This window comes from Bacillus cereus group sp. MYBK15-3 (assembly GCF_051916765.1).
In the GTDB taxonomy this organism is placed as follows: Bacteria; Bacillota; Bacilli; order Bacillales; family Bacillaceae_G; genus Bacillus_A; species Bacillus_A cereus.
Genome location: NZ_JBQAHG010000005.1, coordinates 14433 through 32990, shown reverse-complemented (window position 1 = coordinate 32990; position 18558 = coordinate 14433). Strand labels below are relative to the sequence as shown.

Here is an 18558-nt window from a genome sequence, read left to right as displayed (position 1 = left end):
AGTTCGATAGTTTATTGGACTCAGTGTGCTTTTATGTTATATAAAAGGAAAGCTCCTTCCACGTATGGAAGGAGCTTTATTTTTGCATATTAAAACATACTTGAGCTATGCATCGGTTGAAGTTTTGCATTTGGATCGAAGTAAGCTTTTGCATTGTTTACTGCTGTCGGTGCTTCGCCAAATCCACAAGCGATAAGTTTTACTTTTCCTTCATATGTACAAATGTCACCAGCAGCGTAAATGCCAGGAATATTTGTTTCCATTTTTGAATTTACAAGGATGCTGTTTTTTTGTATATCTAAGCCCCAGTTTTTAATTGGGCCAAGAGAAGAAACGAAGCCGTAGTTTACGATTACGTCATCAACATCGATGATAATTTTTTCCTCCGTTTTTACATGTTGAAGAACGACTTGTTCAATCTTGTCATCACCAATGAGTTCTACTGGAACGTATGGTGTACTTACTTCTGCACGAGAATTCATTAAGCTTTCTACGCTATGTTCATGCGCACGGAATTTATCACGACGATGAACGATTGTAACTTTTTCAGCAATCGGTTCTAACATCATTGTCCAGTCTACTGCTGAGTCGCCACCGCCAAATACTACGACGCGCTTACCAGCAAATTTATTCATATCATCAACGAAATAATGTAAGTTTTTCTTTTCGTATTTCGCTGTACCTTCTAATTCTAAGCGGCGTGGTTGGAAAGCACCATTGCCAGCAGTAATGATAACTGATTTAGAATAGTGAGTTTGCTTATTCGTAACAAGTTTAAATATACCATCAGCTTGTTTCTCAAGCGTATCGACAGCTTCTTCTAAACAAACAGTTGGGTCAAATTTCTTCATTTGCTCTTTTAAGTTATCAACTAATTCTTGTGCGCGTACTTTTGGAAATCCAGCCACATCATAAATGTATTTTTCAGGGTAGAGTGCGGATAATTGTCCGCCAAGTTGAGGTAAGCTTTCAATGATTTTTACACTTGCTTGTCTCATACCGCCATAAAATGCTGTGAACAGTCCCGTTGGACCACCACCAATAATTGTTATGTCGTAAACTTTTTGATTTTCTGCCACTTTCATTCCCCCTATAGATGGAATTTTGATATTGATTTCATATATTGTTCATATGTACACGAAAATCCTGCAAATGATGACACTTTCAAATAAATGATAGCATATTTGAGTTCATAATACTTCTGAAAACGACTGAATTGTGTGTAAGTTTTCGCATAGGTTCTTTTTATTGTATAAAATATACAGAAAGGAAAATACATGAAAAAAAGGCTAAAAAACCCTTGAAAACGCTATGTTATTTTAAAATATTGATAATTCTCCAGACGCTTGAATTCTGGAATAAAACCGACTAATATAGGGAAGTATTATGTTAAATTTCTATGACAAAATTCGTACGATTTTTTGACTGCGTTTTGTTATGATATAGAATGTGATAAATTCCACATTCTTGACAAATAGAGTTTTTAGTACTTGGTATTATTTTTCATTACTATTATATAAAGAAAAGGGTTGTGATTTGGTGAAGACTCCAAAAATCGTAGTTTTAGGTGCAGGTTATGGCGGGATGATTACGACTGTTCGTCTGCAAAAAGCATTATCTGTAAATGAAGCTGAAATTACGCTAGTAAACAACAACAGCTATCACTACCAAGCGACTTGGTTACATGAGAGCGCAGCTGGTACATTACAAGATGAAAAAATCTGTCTAGATATTCAAGACGTTATTGATACAAATAAAGTGAACTTTGTACAAGACACAGTAGTAGAAATTAAAGCTGCTGAAAAACGCATTATCTTAAAAGATGGCGAGTTAGAGTATGATTACTTAGTAATTGGTCTTGGTTTCGAATCAGAAACATTCGGAATTACAGGATTAAAAGAGCATGCATTCTCAATCGCTAACATTAATGCAACTCGTGAAATTCGTGAGCATATGGAAGCTAGTTTCTCTAAATATGCAACTGAACAACGCGATGAGTTAGTAACAATCGTTGTTGGTGGTGCTGGATTTACTGGTATCGAGTACGTAGGTGAGCTTGCAAACCGTGTTCCTGAACTTTGCAAAGAGTATAATGTACCACGTGAAAAAGCACGTATCATCTGTGTAGAAGCTGCTCCAACAGCACTTCCAGGTTTTGATCCAGCGTTAGTAGAATACGCTGTAAAACAACTTGAGAAAAAAGGTGTAGAATTCCGCATCGGTACAGCAATTAAAGAAGCAACTGAAGAAGGTATTATCGTTGCGAATGGCGATGACACTGAATTAATTAAGTCTGAAACAGTAGTTTGGGCTGCAGGTGTTCGTGGTAATGGTATTGTGGAAGAGTCTGGCTTTGAAGCAATGCGCGGACGTGTAAAAGTTGATGAGTACATGCACGCTCCAGGATACGAAGATGTATTCATGGTTGGTGACGCAGCGTTAATCATTAATGAAGAAATTAACCGTCCTTACCCACCAACAGCACAAATTGCAATTCAACAAGGTTACAATATTGCACACAACTTAACTGTATTAGTTCGTGGCAAGGGCGAAATGAAGAAATTCGCATTCGATAATAAAGGATCTGTATGTTCTTTAGGTCATGACGATGCAATGGGCGTTGTTATGGGTAAAAAGTTAACAGGTTGGAAAGCTTCCTTCATGAAGAAAGTAATCGATAACCGTTACCTATTCTTATTAGGTGGACCTTTATTAGTTCTTAAAAAAGGTAAATTAAAGTTCTTTTAATATATAGTAGAAAAAGCAGAAACGGCTAAGAGCTGTTTCTGCTTTTTTCATATTAAAAATATAGTATAATATATAAAAAGAAAGAATATTCTGTCCGTTCTGATGGAGGAGGTTATTACATCATGGAGAAACGAGGGAAGGTATGGCTAGCTGTTAGTGGTTTAGTAGCTACAAAAGATGGTAGGTGGCTATTTGTTAAGAAGAAATACAGTGGATTAAAAGGGAAATGGTCTTTACCGGCTGGTTTTGTAAATGAAGGTGAGACGGTTGATGAAGCTGTGAAACGCGAAGTGTTAGAAGAGACAGGCATTGTCGCTCATGTGAAGGGGATTATTGGTGTTCGATCGGGTGTTATTCGTAATGAGATTAGTGATAATATGATTATTTTCCTTTTGGAACCTGAAGGAGAAAATATTATTGTACAGGAGAAAGAATTGTCTGAAGTGGCGTTCTTACATCCGGATAAGATTGTAGACGATCCGAATACGTCTGTGCTTATTAAATATTTGTTAGAAGGAAGATCAGAACTACATCTTGAAGTGGACAAAACATTAAATCCAGGTGAACCATTTGGTTATACAGCTTATCACGTATTTACGGCACGTGCGAAGGAGAGGGGAAAAGAGTGAGTATACCGGTACTACTTATTTCAATGATGTTATTCTTTATTTTGTTCTTTGGAATTGGATTTTTACTCAACATGATTTTGCGAGCTACTTGGGTAATGGTTATTGTGTATCCGATTGTTTGTATGCTTATTATTAATAAAGCGAGTATGTGGGATTATTTTTCAAAACCGAAAGAAACATTTTCTTCATTTGGGACAAGTGTATCGCACTTAGGACAAGCAGACGTATTTATTCTATCTACTGGATTAGTAGGGGCTGCTTTAGCAGGAGTCGTAATCAAGAAACTTCGGAAAAGCGGATATCAAATGTTTTAATCTCCAATTAAGTTGGAGATTATTTTTTTTGCATATTCCTTCATCGTATAGGGAATGATTAACGATGAAGGAGTGTGGAATATAAAAATGTTAAAACGATATTGTATTCGCATTATGATGACTTGTTTACTTGCAATTGCATTATGCGTAACATGGAATGCTTTCACAGGAGTTTCTTTATTAGAGATTGTAAAGATATATGAAGGAATGAGTGCAAAAGAAGTACATGCAGCAGAAGTTAAGAGAAATGTTGCTCCGAGTAAAGAAGTGATAAATGCTTTAGAGCAGGCAAACGACTGGTCTAAATATCGTTCAATTGAAATGACTGCAACAGGTTATACATCGGGGATTGAGTCAACTGGTAAGAGGCCAGGGCATCCAGAGTATGGTATTACATATTCAGGTGTCAAAGTGAAAAGGGATTTATATTCCACAATTGCTGCGGACTTACGCGTATTCCCGATTGGAACGATTCTCTTCGTGCCAGGTTACGGGTATGGTGTAGTAGCTGATAAGGGCGGTGCAATAAAAGGAAACCGTCTTGATCTATATTATGATACGGTGAAAGATGTTTATAGCCAATGGGGTAAGAAAAAAGTAAATGTGTACGTAGTAAAAGTAGGAAATGGTAAGTTTACAGAAGAAGAGTTAACGATGTTAAATCAAGACGAAACGATGCAAGTGTTTCGTGGTCAATATTTAAAACAAAGATAGTCTAGTCGTAATTACGCTAGACTTTTTTTCTTGGCTTATTTCATGATAGAGGAGATTTTGGATCTGTGATTTTACACGCCATATAACTGTAGTTAGAATTATCGCATTTTATAGAAAATAAAGTTATAATGGTGGTAGAGAAATTTAGGGGGTCTGAACATGTTTCAAGTACAAAAAGAATTAGCAGGTCATGAAGCGGTAATTGTTGCTTTATTTGAAGAAGAGAAAATGAGTAGTTTTGTACAAGAACTGGACAAAGCGTTTGAAGGGCAATTACAAGTTTTACTAGAAGAGAAAGAATTATCTACGAAGAAAAAGGCCATTTCGAAAGTACATAGCTTAGGGAAAACAAATGTGAAACGTTATTACTTTGTTGGTTTAGGAAAGAAAGAATCTTACACGACAGAAACGTTACGTGCGGCTCTTGGTAAGGCGTTTAAAACACTGCAAGCAGCAAAAGTACAAGATGCAGCAATCTTACTTGATTCTTTCGTAACAGAGAAATTAGACGCGATTGATGTCGCTCATATTGCGGCAGAGGTACAAGGCCTTGGTACATATGAGTTACAAACGTATAAATCAGATAAAAAGGATCGTGTAGAGTTAGAGAAGTTCACGGCTATTACAGCGGAAGATGCACAAGAAATTGAAGCAGCATTAACAGTTGGCTACGTACATGGATGTGCAACAAATTCAGCTCGTACACTTGTAAATATGCCGCCAAACGTATTAACAGCGACAAAGCTTGCTGAGTATGCTGTTGAATTAGCGGAGAAATATGATATGGACTATAAAGTTCTTGAGAAAGAAGAGATGGAAGACCTTGGTATGGGTGCGTTACTTGCAGTAAACCAAGGTAGTGTAGAGCCACCAAAAATGATCGCTCTTATTTATAAAGGAAAAGAAGAGTGGACAGATGTCATTGGGTTCGTTGGAAAAGGTATTACATACGATACAGGTGGTTATTCTTTAAAACCACGTGAAGGCATGGTTGGTATGAAAGGTGATATGGGCGGTGCAGCTGCTGTATTAGGTGCGATGGAAATTATCGGTGAACTTCGCCCAGAACAAAATGTGATCGCTGTTATTCCTTCAACTGATAACGTTGTAAGTGGTACGGCATTTAAGCCAGACGATGTAATCACATCTATGAGCGGAAAAACAATTGAAGTATTAAATACGGATGCAGAAGGTCGTCTAGCTTTAGCTGACGGTATTACGTATGCGAAAAAACTTGGTGCAAACTACCTTGTTGATGTTGCAACATTAACAGGCGGTGTAATTGTTGCACTTGGAAACTATACGACAGGCGCAATGACAAATAATGAAGAGTTATTTGAGCAAGTGCTAGAGGCTTCTATGGAAACAGATGAGCCAATTTGGCAACTACCGATTTTTGATCGTGATAAAGAACGTGTGAGAAACAGTAAGTTTGCTGATTTAAATAACTCACCAGGCCGTGAAGGACATGCGGTTATGGCAGGTACATTCTTAGGCGAATTTGCTGAAGATACACCGTGGGTACACTTAGATATCGCTGGAACATCAGAAACAAAAGGCGCGCACGACTTAGGTCCAGCTGGAGCAACTGGTGCAATGGTACGTACACTTGCAACACTTGTGGAGCGTTTCGGAGAAGAATAATTTTTTGAAGAAAAGGCTGTCTCAAATTTTTGAGGCAGCCTTTTTTTATTGGTATAGTAGACCTGTTTATTGGTAATTCGATATAACTTCGTTTGCTACTACGCTGTTGAAAAAAATGTTTATAAAGAAATCGTGCATAAGATTCCATTTGAAAAAGGAAGTACGGTCTGTTTCTTTACAGAACCAAGTGCATCACTTTTTTCTGGTAAGTCAATTGTAACTTTGAGGCGTGTTCCGAGCTCAAGATTAACTTCTGTAATTGTATTAATGAAAGAATATTGGCAATGGAGACGATACGATTATTTTAACGAGAATGCATCATCATGAAGATGGTTGCTTTTAGAAAATGTTGATTTGATTAATGAGCGTGTAATGCTGTTTTAGCTTTGTCTATTAGAAATACCAATATGGATGAGAGACCTCTTTATTGGTGTTTAATAGTTGATTTTCAATGTTATACTTATGTGATATAATCTTTCCTGTATTAGAAGTAAATAACAATTGAATAGGGAGGGAAAGAAGAGAGTGACAAAAATAGAAGCACTCTTATTATTATGAGGGAAGGAACTTTATCTCAACAAAATATAGTTGTATTGTTTTTTAAACAGTTACGCCCGAAACAATGGACTAAAAACTTGCTTGTATTTGCAGCGTTAGTCTTTTCGATAAAACAAGTATCTTTAACTATGGTGGCACAAGCTGCAATTTGTTTTGCCCTATTTTGTGCAATATCTGGCTGTGTCTATATTTTAAATGATTTTATGGATATTGAGGCAGATCGACAACACCCTGTTAAGCGATATCGACCGATGGCATCGGGTGCATTAAATCCGTACTTTGCTATTACGGCAGGTTGTGTTATTTTAGTAGCGTCTTTAGTAGTTTCATATGTACTAAATCCGTTATTGTGCTTAGTATTAGCAGTCTATTTTATTTTAAATGTAGCGTATTCAATTCGTTTAAAGCACGTTGTAATCATTGATATTTTAATTATTGCATCTGGATTTGTTTTACGAGCATTGGCCGGTGGATTAGTTATTCAAGTGCCATTTACACCGTGGTTTTTATTATGTACATTATTATTGTCACTATTCTTGGCCATTAATAAAAGAAGACATGAATTAGTATTGTTACAGAATAATAAAGGTTCTCATAGAAAAGTATTAGAAAGTTATTCTCCTGCTTTGTTAGACCAATTAAGTACAATTGTTACGTCGGCAACTATTGTAACTTATGCTATCTTTACTTTTAATGCAGGGAAAAGTATCTATTTAATGTGGACAATCCCATTTGTAATTTACGGGATTTTTCGTTATTTATATTTAGTTCACATGGAAGATAAAGGTGGAGAACCAGATAAAGTTTTATTAGAGGATCAGCATATTTTAATAACAGTGTTGTTATATGCGATAACAGTTATTATTATACTATTGAACTTTTAATTACTCTATTCGGGTTTGTTAAAACGTTTAAGAGGAGAGTCTTAAACGTTTTTTATTTGGAATAAAACATTTTTTGAATATAAACAGTTAAGGAGTATAGAGATGCAACAATTTTTGATGATTATTTTATCAGTTGGTATGGGAGTTGTAGGGCAAATTTTATTAAAGTTTGGCGCAATGAAATCACAAAGTTCAGCGGCTGTAGGTATTATGAATTTCATTAACGTACCGAACTTTTTCGGACTAGCTTTTTACGGTTTAAGTGCATTATTATGGATGATTGTGCTGAGAAAGGTTGATTTAAGTTATGCATACCCAATGGTGAGTTTCGGATATGTGTTTGTTATTATTGCATCAGCATTATTATTTGGTGAAACAATCAATTTCATGAAAATTGCTGGAATGGTATGTATAGTAGCTGGCATTTTATTTATTGCAAAATCATAGGAGGTAAAGCAATGGGAACATATTTATATTGTGTACTTCCATTTATAGCTTGGGTAGCTTCGGGAGTATTGAAATTTTTAGTGAATTATCTTCGTTCTGGAAAAGATGCTTTTCGTTTAGTAGGAAATGGTGGATTTCCTAGTACGCATACAACGATTTTATCAAGTATGGTCATGACAATAGGGTTTCATGAAGGTTTTAATACCCCGATGTTTGGAATCGGGATGGCAATTTTAACAATTGTTATCATTGATGCCACAGGACTTCGCCGTACAGTTGGTAAACATGCAAGAATGTTGAATAAACATATAAGTTCGGAAGAAGAAAAATTAAGAGAGCGCCAAGGACATCATTGGCATGAGATTTTTGGTGGACTTGTGTTAGGAACAGTTATTGGGTACGTGGCACATCTAATTATGGTATTTCTACCTTAGAGAGGAGAAGAAGTATTGAGTATTTGGAATGGTTATAAAGGAAAGGGGATATTAGCCCTTGTCCTTTTCATTTTTTATTGGTCATTTTATTTTTTTATCGGTTGGAAAATGGAAAACGACTCTAAGATTTTAACAGCTTCCTGGTATGACATGTATTTTTCTTTTGATCAGGGTTATTACATTTTAAGTTTTTTCTTGGCTAAAATACCAATTGCAGATGAAGTGTTGTTTCGACATCCATTTTTAAATTTTTTAACTGAGGAAATAGCAACAGTGGTATCATCACTAGGTGTAAAAAATGTAGTGCAAGGTATTATATTTTTCCAAGCATTCTTAAGTACGATAAGTGTAGTCATGATTTACATGTTATGTTGTAAAATTTGTAAGAATGTAATTGTTTCTTTCCTATTAGCGGTTATGTACGGATTTTCAGCTACTATGTTAGTTATTACGTGGACACCGGAATCTTTTGTTTATGCCAATTTCACATTGGTACTGATGTGCTTTGTATGTTATCCGTTTATTACAGGAGAAAAAGAAGCGAAAGCAGGATTCAGCGTTGCTAATATGTTGTTGGCAATAGGAATAACGGGAGTTACATTAACAAATTCGTTTATGTGGTTTTTAGGTAGTGTAATGAGTTATAAAACATTAAAGAAAAGAATCATTTGGACTGGTATTTCTATCATTGTGGTCGTTCTTCTTTTCGTATTAGTGATTATAGAAAATAACATATCACTTATTGATGTGATCAATACTAATATTAAATTTACAGAGAAACAAGGTTTTTCAGAGGAATATGTAGGGTCTAAGTATATACTAGCATTTCATTTAGTATTAGGATCTTCATTCATCTTTGGACCATTCTCGGAAGTTACTTTAAGACAAGGTGAGCAATTCGCACAATTAAATATGCTTCCATCGCATACTATGATCGGATGGATTGTGATTGTATCTGTGTATGCTTTTATAATAGTAGCTGTATGGAAAAACTTTAGAAAAGAACCTTTCGTAAGGTTTTTAAGTTTTTGTTTACTATTTAATATTGTTTTACATGGAATTATTGGTTTTGGGGCATCTGAAGCATTTATTTATGGCGCACATATGCTGTTTACAATACCGTTATTATTGGCATATGGTTTTAAAGTGATGAGACGTGTAAAAGTAGTTGCGTTATGTTTAATATTAATATTAATAATTATAAATAATTTTGAAAGTATGCTATATTTTTACCATTTTGCAGTCTCCAATTATTCTTTATAATAAAATAGATTTTTAATAAAAGGGTACTTTAGATAGGATGTCTAAAGTACCCTTTTTCCTATTTCTTAAAAATAGATACAAAATAATAGCCGGAAGTGTAGCATTTTAGAAAAAATATAGTTGTTATGAAAGAACTCTAAACATGTTTTGAGTACAAAAAGAGTTAGCAAGACATGAAGTGATAATTATTGTATTTAGATATCGCTGTGTGAACATAATTTACGGGGCAGTTCCAGCAATGGGTAGGTAATTCGTATACTTTTCGAGCATTTTGTAGAAGAATAATTTTTTGAATAAAAGGCTGGCTCAAATTTTGGAGATAGCCTTTTTTATTAATATTGTAGGCGTATTTGTTGGTAATTCGATATAACTTCATTTACTACTGTGCTGTTCAAAACGGTGCTAAAAAGTATTTATAAAGAAATCGTATACAAAACCCCATTTAAAGCAAAAGAAGTACGGCCCGTTTCTTCAGAGACAACTAATATAAGTGCATCACTCTTTTCTGATAAGCCAATTGCAGCTCTGTGACGTGTTCCTAGCTCAGGATCAACTTCTGTACTTTTCGTTAAAGGAAGAATATTAGCAGCTGAGACAATATGATTATTTTTTACGAGAACGGCACCGTCATGAAGAGGGTTACCTGGATAAAATATTGATTCGAGTAATGGCGCAGTTAAATGAGCGTTTAATGTCGTTCCAGTTTGAATGAGAGCTTCAAGCGTCTCGTTTCGTTCCACGACGATAAGAGCACCATGTTTTCTGGCGCTTAAATGTTGGATAGCTGTCGTAATAAAAGATGAACTTTCCGTATAAGGTGATAAATATGCCTGAATATAGTATGTAGCTGCCAATGTTTGTACATTTGCTAACATATGATGAATATCTTCCATTTTGCATAAAATACATTCGTCTTCTTTATCGATTGCGTTCCTCATAATCGATAGTTCTTTTTCAGCAATTTCAATCATTTGCTTTGTTTGTATTTTGAGCTCTTCTGACAAGCCCCATTCGTGCATAATCCTCATTCCCTTTAGTGGAGTATTTAACAATAGTGTATACAAATATTCCTAGTAAAATCCTGTTAGATTTTATAAAATATTGAGATACAGCATGTTTTTTTCATATAATAAAGGTATGACGAGCGAGAGGAGAGAGAAGAATGAATTGGAAACAAGAATTTAGTCGCTGGCTTTCTTACGCACAATTAGATGCAGAATTAAAAGAACAGCTAGAAAATATGAAGCAAGATGAGAAGAAAATCGAGGATAGCTTTTATAAAAATTTAGAGTTTGGCACAGGTGGTATGCGTGGTGAACTTGGTGCTGGTACGAACCGTTTAAACGTATATACAGTTCGTAAAGCAACAAAAGGATTAGCAAGCTTTATCGAAAAGTTAGGTGAGGAAGCGAAAAAACGCGGTGTTGTTGTAGCCTATGATTCTCGTCATAAATCACCTGAGTTTGCAATGGAAGTTGCTGCTACACTTGGTGCACGTGGTATCACAACATATGTGTTTGAAAGCTTACGTCCAACGCCAGTACTTTCTTTCGCAGTTCGTCATTTACATACAGTAAGTGGAATCGTTCTTACGGCAAGCCATAATCCGCCTGAATATAACGGATACAAAGTATACGGTGAAGATGGTGGACAGTTACCTCCAAAAGAGGCAGATGAGTTAATTAGCTACGTAAATGCAGTAGAAGATGAATTAACAGTTGAAGTCGCTGATATAGAGCAATTAAAAGCTGACGGTTTATTACATATTATTGGACAACAAGTAGATGATGCATATGCTGCAGAATTGAACAATGTCATCATTAATAAAGAAATGGTACAAAAGGTTGGTAAAGACTTAAAAATCGTCTTTACACCATTACACGGAACATCAAATATTTCTGTACGCCGTGGTTTAAAAGAAGTTGGATTTACAGATGTAACAGTTGTAAAAGAGCAAGAGTTACCAGATCCAAACTTCTCTACAGTAAAATCACCGAACCCAGAAGAGCACGCAGCGTTTGAGTATGCAATTCGTGACGGTGAAAAGGTAGGCGCAGATGTATTAATCGCAACTGATCCTGACGCAGACCGCCTTGGTGTAGCAGTGCGTAATCATAATGGTGAGTTCCAAGTATTAACAGGAAACCAAACAGGTGCATTAATGCTTGATTACTTACTATCTCAAAAGAAAGAAAACGGAACGCTTCCAGAGAACGGTGTCGTATTAAAAACAATCGTAACGTCTGAAATTGGTCGTACAATTGCAAAAGCATACGGTTTAGATACAGTTGATACGCTAACTGGATTTAAATTTATCGGTGAGAAAATTAGACAGTATGAAGAAAGTGGACAATATGAATTCCAATTCGGTTATGAGGAAAGCTATGGTTATTTAATCCGCCCATTCTGCCGTGATAAAGATGCAGTACAATCTGTTCTATTTGCATGTGAAGTAGCTGCATACTACAAATCACAAGGGAAAACGTTATATGACGGTCTATTAGAAGTATTTGAGAAGTACGGCTTCTTCCGTGAAGACCTTGTATCGTTAACGTTAAAAGGAAAAGATGGAGCGGAAAAAATCCAAGAGATGATGGCAAAGTTCCGTGAGAATCCTCCGAAAGAAGTGGCGGGCTTAACAGTCGTAGCAGTTGAAGACTATAAAGCAAGCGTTGTTACATCTTTACAAGATGGACATAAAGAAGAGATTCACTTACCGAAATCAAATGTGTTAAAATATCAATTAGAAGATGGTTCATGGTTCTGCCTACGTCCATCTGGAACTGAGCCGAAGATTAAGTTTTACTTTGGTGTGAAAGATAGTTCTTTACAAAATAGTGAACAAAAGTTACTTACTATTAAAGAAGACATTATGAATCGTTTATAATACAAAGTAATTTTAAGTAGTAAGGAACAAAAGGGAGCGAAATCTCCCTTTTGTTTTATGTAGGAAATGCTTGCTATTGATTCCGACAGGAGAGAGGGTATTTTGTGATGAAAAAAGTAAGAAAAGCGATAATCCCAGCAGCTGGATTAGGAACACGTTTTTTACCAGCAACGAAAGCAATGCCGAAAGAAATGTTACCGATAGTAGATAAACCAACGATCCAATACATTGTAGAAGAAGCAGTGAAATCGGGTATCGAAGATATTATTATCGTTACTGGTAAAACAAAGCGTTCTATTGAAGATCATTTTGATAATGCATTTGAACTAGAACAAAACTTATTAGAGAAGAAAAAATATGAGTTGCTTGAAAAAGTACAAGCTTCTTCAAAAATGGTAGATATTCATTACATCCGTCAAAAAGAGCCGAAGGGACTAGGACATGCTGTTTGGTGTGCGCGTAAATTCATTGGTGATGAGCCGTTTGCAGTGTTACTAGGTGATGATATTGTCCAAGCTGAGAAACCATGTTTACGTCAATTAATGGATGAGTATGAAAAAACACTTTCTTCTGTTATTGGTGTACAAACTGTTCCAGAGTCGGAAACACATCGCTATGGAATTATCGATCCATTAGAACAAGAAGGTCGTCGTTACCAAGTTCGCAATTTCGTTGAGAAACCAGCACAAGGTACAGCTCCTTCAAACTTAGCGATTATGGGGCGCTACATTTTAACGCCTGAAATCTTTATGTTCTTAGAACAGCAACATGTCGGTGCTGGTGGTGAAATTCAGTTAACAGATGCAATCCAAAGCTTAAATGAAATCCAACGTGTATTTGCCTACGATTTCGAAGGAAAGCGCTACGACGTAGGTGAAAAGCTAGGATTCGTTCAAACGACAATCGAAATGGCTCTGCAACATCCAGAATTACGTGATGACATGGTTGCGATGATGAAGAAAATTTTAGAAGAACAAGCGAATCAAGAGTCTTAATAAAAAATGAGTTATTTCAGTATACTGAAATAACTCATTTTTTTATTATGAAATCGTCGAATGAGAATGCTGATAAGCAGAACGACGCACAGCATAATATATGCGAGGTGCGATAATAGCACCGATAATTGTAAATGCAATATCTTTTACTGCAAACCACATCATAATCATCCAAGCAGCTTTATAGCTCATATTACCGCCCATAAAGAGATTGACTGCCCCGTACATGTAAGTAGTACCGATTATATAAGTTAAAATAATTCCTGTGAAAGAGGCAACTGCAAATGTAATGAATGTTGGTCTTTCTTTTTGTTCTACTAGTTTTCCAGATACGTAAGCAACGATAATAAATGCGATAATAAAACCACCAGTAGGATCTAAAAGTGCTCCAAATCCAGCTTTGAAGTTAGCGAAGATTGGTGCGCCGGCTACGCCAACGAGCATATATACAGTCATGGATAAGGCACCAAGTCTACTTCCAAGAAGAAGACCTGCTAAAATTGCGAAAAATGGTTGCATAGATAATGGGATGCCTGCTACTTGAAGGAATGGTGCCCAAGATACAATATTTGCACCGATTGCCATAAGAGCAACGAACATGGCAGCTAATGCTAAATCTAAAACATGAAATCTTCTCATAATGTTAACCTCCTGTTGTTTTTAGGTTAACATTATCGTAGCGAAAATATTTACTTGTTGTCAATCAAAATATTTTGATAAGAAGGCTTTAAATAGTCTCTTAGCAACGTATATGGAATACGAAATTGTGGAATTCCACTTGAATAGGGAGCAATCTCATATAAAGGGAAATAAATGACGAGATTGTCTGGCTCTAAAAAGAAGTGGAATTTTTTCATACTCATTACTTTTTCAGTTGCATCAGGAAAATAAATGCTTTCATTTTGTTTAATTTGTCGTACAATCTCCGCACGGATTACATCTTTATATTTATCCTTTTGTTGAAATAAATCGTCTAAGTGCAGTACCTTTTTTTCGTTTAAATCGAATGTATTTGCCTTCCACGTATAAAGACCGTGTGCTCCGCCAGTATATTGATAGTAATTCACATATAGGCTAAGAAAAGGTGGTTTGTTTAAAGAGACTTTATAATCAACATTTGCTACGTACGGATGAAATGGTGTACTAGATCCTTCTGTCTCTTTATAATATTTTTTTGCTTCTTTTTCTAATTTGGTTTTAAATTTGTCAGTGGATTTTTTGTAGTATAAATTGAGTTTATTTTGAAATTTAGAGTCAGAAAATTTGTGAAAAGAAGGCCTGTTTATTTGATATTCTATATAAGGTTTCTTACCTTTTTGCGTTACAGTCTTAACATCGATTGTCAGGTTAGATGCTTTGGCTGTTATTGCACAATTTGGTACAATAGTCAGCAAGGAGAACATAAGCAGTAATATACAAAATTTCTGTTTCATTTAGGTGAAGCCTCCTTATATAAGTGTTATAAGTAGTTTGAAAATAAATAGGTAAAATTATACATTTAATTAAAGTAAGAGAAGGGGGAAGCGATATGGCAAAAACTTTAATGGATTCACTTGGAATTGAGTTGTTAGAGATGACAGAAGATAAGGTGGTTGCTACGATGCCTGTTGATGAGCGTACGCATCAGCCATTTGGATTTTTACATGGTGGTGCATCGGTTGCATTAGCAGAAACAGTGGCAAGTGTTGGTTCATATAATTTAATTGATCAAGAAAAATGTATTTGTTTCGGATTAGAAATTAATGCGAACCACATTCGCTCAAAGAAAGATGGAATTGTAACAGCGATTGGAACACCAATACATAGAGGACAATCGACAATGGTTTGGGATGTTCGCATTATTGATGAAAATGATGATTTACTATGTATATCAAGATGTACAGTAGCAATTAAAGAAAAACGTGAAAAATAAAAAAGAGGCGCTCTTATGAGCAGCCTCTTTTTCTTATAATTAGAACTGGATTTTCTTCTCTAAGAAACCTTTTAGTTCGCTAATTGGCATACGAACTTGTTCCATTGTGTCACGGTCACGTACTGTAACAGCTTTGTCTTCAACTGAGTCGAAGTCGTATGTGATACAGAATGGTGTACCGATTTCGTCTTGACGACGGTAACGCTTACCGATAGAACCAGTTTCATCAAAGTCTACCATGAAGTCTTTAGCTAATTCTGCGAATACTTCAGTAGCACCTTCAGATAGCTTTTTAGATAATGGTAAGATAGCTGCTTTGTATGGTGCTAAAGCAGGGTGGAAACGAAGAACTGTACGAGAATCGTTTTCTAATTGCTCTTCTTCATATGCATCACATAAGAATGCTAATGTTACGCGGTCTGCGCCTAAAGATGGCTCGATGCAGTATGGTACGTAACGCTCATTCGTTTGTGGATCGATATAGTTAAAGTCTTCGTTTGAGTGTTCCATGTGACGTTTTAAGTCGAAGTCTGTACGAGATGCAACGCCCCAAAGTTCGCCCCAACCGAATGGGAATTTGAATTCAATGTCAGTTGTTGCATTACTGTAGTGAGATAACTCTTCTTCACCGTGGTCACGAAGACGCATGCTCTCTTCAGACATACCAAGTGAAAGTAACCAGTTTTTACAAGTTTCACGCCAGAATGCGAACCACTCTAAATCTTCACCAGGCTTACAGAAGAATTCAAGTTCCATTTGTTCAAATTCACGTGTACGGAATGTGAAGTTACCAGGTGTGATTTCGTTACGGAAACTCTTACCGATTTGGCCGATACCAAATGGAAGCTTTTTACGCATAGAGCGTTGAACGTTTTTGAAGTTTACGAAAATACCTTGTGCTGTTTCAGGACGAAGGAAGATTTCGTTTGTGCTAGACTCTGTAACACCTTGGAATGTTTTGAACATTAAGTTGAACTGACGGATTTCAGTAAATTCTTCACTACCGCAATCAGGACATTTTACTTCATGCTCTTTCATTAAGTCAGCCATTTGGTCGAAAGTAAGACCGTCAACAACCATTTCGATGCCTTTTGCATCTAAAGCATCCTCAATTAATTTGTCAGCACGGTGACGAGCTTTACATTTTTTACAGTCGATCATTGGATCGTTGAAGTTACCAACGTGACCAGAAGCGATCCAAGTTTTAGGGTTCATTAAAATAGCTGCGTCTAAACCAACGTTGTGTGGAGATTCTTGAATGAATTTTTTCCACCAAGCTTTTTTAACATTATTTTTTAATTCGATTCCAAGTGGACCGTAATCCCAAGTGTTTGCAAGACCACCGTAAATTTCAGAACCAGGGAAAACAAAACCGCGATGTTTCGCTAAGTTTACAACTTGTTCCATTGAATACATAAGAAAATCCTCCTTTTGAAAGTTAACGTATTGGCGATGACATACTCTGATACTTTGGAAACGGGCAGTATATGTTAAAAAGAACATAAAAAAACGCTCATCCCAAGGCTTATTTGCCTAGGGACGAGCGTTTGCCCGCGGTTCCACCCTAGTTGATACACAAAAGGTGCATCCACTTTATCATGTATTGCTCGAGACTGCCGTTTCCTTGCGTCTTCAGGCTTTCACTATCCCTGAATCGCTTTTTATGCAAGTACTTATAAGTCCGTCATCGCTACTTATATTAATAATAATGAACATATTCTAACACGTTCTTTTTTAAATCTCAATAGAGGAACGCGTCTATCTATGATAGAGTCTCGCCTATTTTTTCATTATTTATTCGGTAATTTTGTTTAATATGCTTAATTGCTTCGCGCTTACTTAATGGAGCGAGCTCATTGTTTTGCACGTATTCCCAAACTACATCCTGATTTGTTTTTGCATATTCACGAAGGACCCAGCCAATTGCTTTTTGAATGAAAAATTCTTTTGAAGAATGTAGTTGTCCAATAATCCAGAAAAGAAGTTCTTCATCCATCTTTTGTTTATATTTGAGTTGGAATAAAATAGTGGCACGTTGTAACCAAATGTTATCTGATGCAATCCATTTTGGGATATAGGCAGAAATCAATTCTGGATGTTGTAAAAAGATATTACCTAAAAATGTAGGTACGATGCTATCGACAGTGTCCCACCAAGATTTTGTTACAATCAATTCTTCTAAGAAGGGGATATGTGTTTCGTTTATATGCTTTTTATATTTTTGCATAATATCAAGTGCAGCCGCTTGGAATTCACGTTCTGGTAAGTCCCAAAGTTCACGTACGATAATTTGGAAGTCTCTTTTATCTGGGAGAGTATGTATTTGAATGATGTCTTTTAATAATTGGCGTCTTTCCGGTGTTTGAATACCTAGAAATGGGAAGTGATTTTTCATATAACGAGCCATAGGTTCTGCTTTTTCAAGATTTTGATGAGCTGTAAAATGCTCTTGTAATGCTTTTACAAATGGATGCATACGTGTTTCTCCTCTCTTATTTTCTTTCTTCTCTTATTATACAAAGAGTTTGGATAAATTTTAAAACATAACTTGCAATGTAATGAAATATGTTGAAAGTAGAGAGGAGAGGATAAGATGGAGGATCAAGGCGTACTAGCAGGTTTCTTTGCTCTTAGTTTTGCGTTTATTCTTGTTATATTGATTTGGGCAATTATTTCATATTTGTTAACGGCTTTTGCACTTTATTCGATGGCGAAAAATGATGGTGCAACGGACGGGGTGCTTGCGTTTATTCCGTTTTTGAATAGTAAGACGTGGGGGGACTTAGCGAAAGATAAATTACCAGATTTTTTGAAAGAAGAAGCAGGGTGGAAAGTATTCGGCATATATGTTGCATGTTTCATTTTTAATTTCGTACCAATTATAAGTTTACTAGCAACAGCTGTATCGATTGTATTGTCCATTTATCTTATCTACGCTATTTTAGACAGATACGGAACGAACTCTATATTATTTACGATTATTCACGTAATCACATTTTCGGTGTTCTTACCGATTCACTTATTTATTATTCGAAATGAACCGGTGAGATATAAAGAGTAGATTTTTCATTTTTGTTGATAAGTAGCTATAAGTAAAAAAGCGCCCTGATTATCAGAGCGCTTTTTCTA

At 35.9% G+C, this 18558-nt stretch carries 20 protein-coding genes; 14 read left to right on the top strand and 6 right to left on the bottom strand.

Features of this window, described 5'->3' with window-relative positions; translation table 11 throughout:
• Positions 1–89: 89 nt before the first annotated feature.
• The gene (locus tag ACTFR8_RS20155; RefSeq protein ID WP_000829788.1) at positions 90–1079 is read right to left on the bottom strand and encodes an NAD(P)/FAD-dependent oxidoreductase; all 990 of its coding nucleotides are present in this window, start codon (positions 1077–1079) and stop codon (positions 90–92) included.
• Positions 1080–1539: 460 nt separating this feature from the next.
• Here ACTFR8_RS20155 and ACTFR8_RS20150 point away from each other — a divergent pair, with 460 nt between their 5' ends.
• From ACTFR8_RS20150 to ACTFR8_RS20105, 10 genes are all read left to right on the top strand, one after another.
• Positions 1540–2748, top strand: coding sequence for an NAD(P)/FAD-dependent oxidoreductase (locus ACTFR8_RS20150; protein WP_000856612.1), 1209 nt, complete (start codon positions 1540–1542; stop codon positions 2746–2748).
• 122 nt (positions 2749–2870) lie between these two features.
• Entirely contained in the window at positions 2871–3377 is a 507-nt protein-coding gene (locus ACTFR8_RS20145) for an NUDIX hydrolase (protein ID WP_000415321.1), read from the top strand.
• Positions 3374–3691 (top strand): YuiB family protein, encoded by a 318-nt coding sequence (locus ACTFR8_RS20140; RefSeq protein ID WP_000027016.1) that lies wholly within the window; start codon positions 3374–3376, stop codon positions 3689–3691. The genes ACTFR8_RS20145 and ACTFR8_RS20140 overlap by 4 nt, the downstream gene beginning before the upstream one ends.
• A gap of 87 nt (positions 3692–3778) precedes the next feature.
• Positions 3779–4405 (top strand): 3D domain-containing protein, encoded by a 627-nt coding sequence (locus ACTFR8_RS20135; RefSeq protein WP_000920098.1) that lies wholly within the window; start codon positions 3779–3781, stop codon positions 4403–4405.
• 159 nt (positions 4406–4564) lie between these two features.
• Complete coding sequence (pepA, locus tag ACTFR8_RS20130) at positions 4565–6049, top strand: cytosol aminopeptidase (protein ID WP_252209719.1); 1485 nt, start codon at positions 4565–4567, stop codon at positions 6047–6049.
• A 69-nt stretch (positions 6050–6118) separates the two neighbouring features.
• Positions 6119–6376 (top strand): hypothetical protein, encoded by a 258-nt coding sequence (locus ACTFR8_RS20125; protein WP_100619771.1) that lies wholly within the window; start codon positions 6119–6121, stop codon positions 6374–6376.
• 227 nt (positions 6377–6603) lie between these two features.
• Entirely contained in the window at positions 6604–7491 is an 888-nt protein-coding gene (locus ACTFR8_RS20120; protein ID WP_100619772.1) for a decaprenyl-phosphate phosphoribosyltransferase, read from the top strand.
• 102 nt (positions 7492–7593) lie between these two features.
• Positions 7594–7938, top strand: coding sequence for an EamA family transporter (locus ACTFR8_RS20115; RefSeq protein ID WP_001183889.1), 345 nt, complete (start codon positions 7594–7596; stop codon positions 7936–7938).
• Between the two features lie 11 nt (positions 7939–7949).
• Positions 7950–8372: a divergent PAP2 family protein gene (locus ACTFR8_RS20110; protein ID WP_000537666.1), complete on the top strand. Its 423-nt coding sequence runs from the start codon at positions 7950–7952 to the stop codon at positions 8370–8372.
• Positions 8373–8387: 15 nt separating this feature from the next.
• Positions 8388–9635, top strand: coding sequence for a DUF6080 domain-containing protein (locus ACTFR8_RS20105; RefSeq protein ID WP_000029661.1), 1248 nt, complete (start codon positions 8388–8390; stop codon positions 9633–9635).
• A gap of 413 nt (positions 9636–10048) precedes the next feature.
• Here the strand turns inward: ACTFR8_RS20105 and cdaS are convergent, their stop codons facing one another.
• Positions 10049–10654 carry a sporulation-specific diadenylate cyclase CdaS gene (gene cdaS, locus ACTFR8_RS20100; RefSeq protein ID WP_000545253.1) on the bottom strand — a complete coding sequence of 202 codons (606 nt, stop codon included), beginning with the start codon at positions 10652–10654 and terminating at the stop codon, positions 10049–10051.
• Positions 10655–10797: 143 nt separating this feature from the next.
• On the opposite strand from cdaS, the gene ACTFR8_RS20095 reads away from it, so the two are divergent.
• Both ACTFR8_RS20095 and galU read left to right on the top strand, forming a co-directional pair.
• On the top strand, positions 10798–12522 hold the full coding sequence (locus tag ACTFR8_RS20095) for a phospho-sugar mutase (RefSeq protein WP_252209718.1): 1725 nt from the start codon (positions 10798–10800) through the stop codon (positions 12520–12522).
• Positions 12523–12629: 107 nt separating this feature from the next.
• Positions 12630–13517, top strand: a complete 888-nt coding sequence (gene galU / locus ACTFR8_RS20090) for a UTP--glucose-1-phosphate uridylyltransferase GalU (protein ID WP_002097988.1) — start codon at positions 12630–12632, stop codon at positions 13515–13517.
• Between the two features lie 45 nt (positions 13518–13562).
• Here the strand turns inward: galU and ACTFR8_RS20085 are convergent, their stop codons facing one another.
• Both ACTFR8_RS20085 and ACTFR8_RS20080 read right to left on the bottom strand, forming a co-directional pair.
• A complete protein-coding gene (locus ACTFR8_RS20085; RefSeq protein ID WP_016118807.1) occupies positions 13563–14156 on the bottom strand; it encodes a biotin transporter BioY in 594 nt (197 codons plus the stop codon).
• 50 nt (positions 14157–14206) lie between these two features.
• Positions 14207–14950 carry a DUF3298 and DUF4163 domain-containing protein gene (locus ACTFR8_RS20080; RefSeq protein ID WP_074625009.1) on the bottom strand — a complete coding sequence of 248 codons (744 nt, stop codon included), beginning with the start codon at positions 14948–14950 and terminating at the stop codon, positions 14207–14209.
• Between the two features lie 95 nt (positions 14951–15045).
• On the opposite strand from ACTFR8_RS20080, the gene ACTFR8_RS20075 reads away from it, so the two are divergent.
• Positions 15046–15429 (top strand): hotdog fold thioesterase, encoded by a 384-nt coding sequence (locus ACTFR8_RS20075; RefSeq protein ID WP_001140612.1) that lies wholly within the window; start codon positions 15046–15048, stop codon positions 15427–15429.
• A 39-nt stretch (positions 15430–15468) separates the two neighbouring features.
• On the opposite strand, the gene ACTFR8_RS20070 is transcribed toward ACTFR8_RS20075, so the two are convergent.
• A complete protein-coding gene (locus ACTFR8_RS20070) occupies positions 15469–16845 on the bottom strand; it encodes a glycine--tRNA ligase (RefSeq protein WP_000287147.1) in 1377 nt (458 codons plus the stop codon).
• A 346-nt stretch (positions 16846–17191) separates the two neighbouring features.
• Positions 17192–17905 carry a DNA alkylation repair protein gene (locus tag ACTFR8_RS20065; RefSeq protein WP_000553304.1) on the bottom strand — a complete coding sequence of 238 codons (714 nt, stop codon included), beginning with the start codon at positions 17903–17905 and terminating at the stop codon, positions 17192–17194.
• Positions 17906–18022: 117 nt separating this feature from the next.
• Between ACTFR8_RS20065 and ACTFR8_RS20060 the strand changes: the two genes are divergently transcribed.
• The gene (locus ACTFR8_RS20060) at positions 18023–18490 is read left to right on the top strand and encodes a hypothetical protein (protein WP_000390061.1); all 468 of its coding nucleotides are present in this window, start codon (positions 18023–18025) and stop codon (positions 18488–18490) included.
• Positions 18491–18558 lie beyond the last annotated feature (68 nt).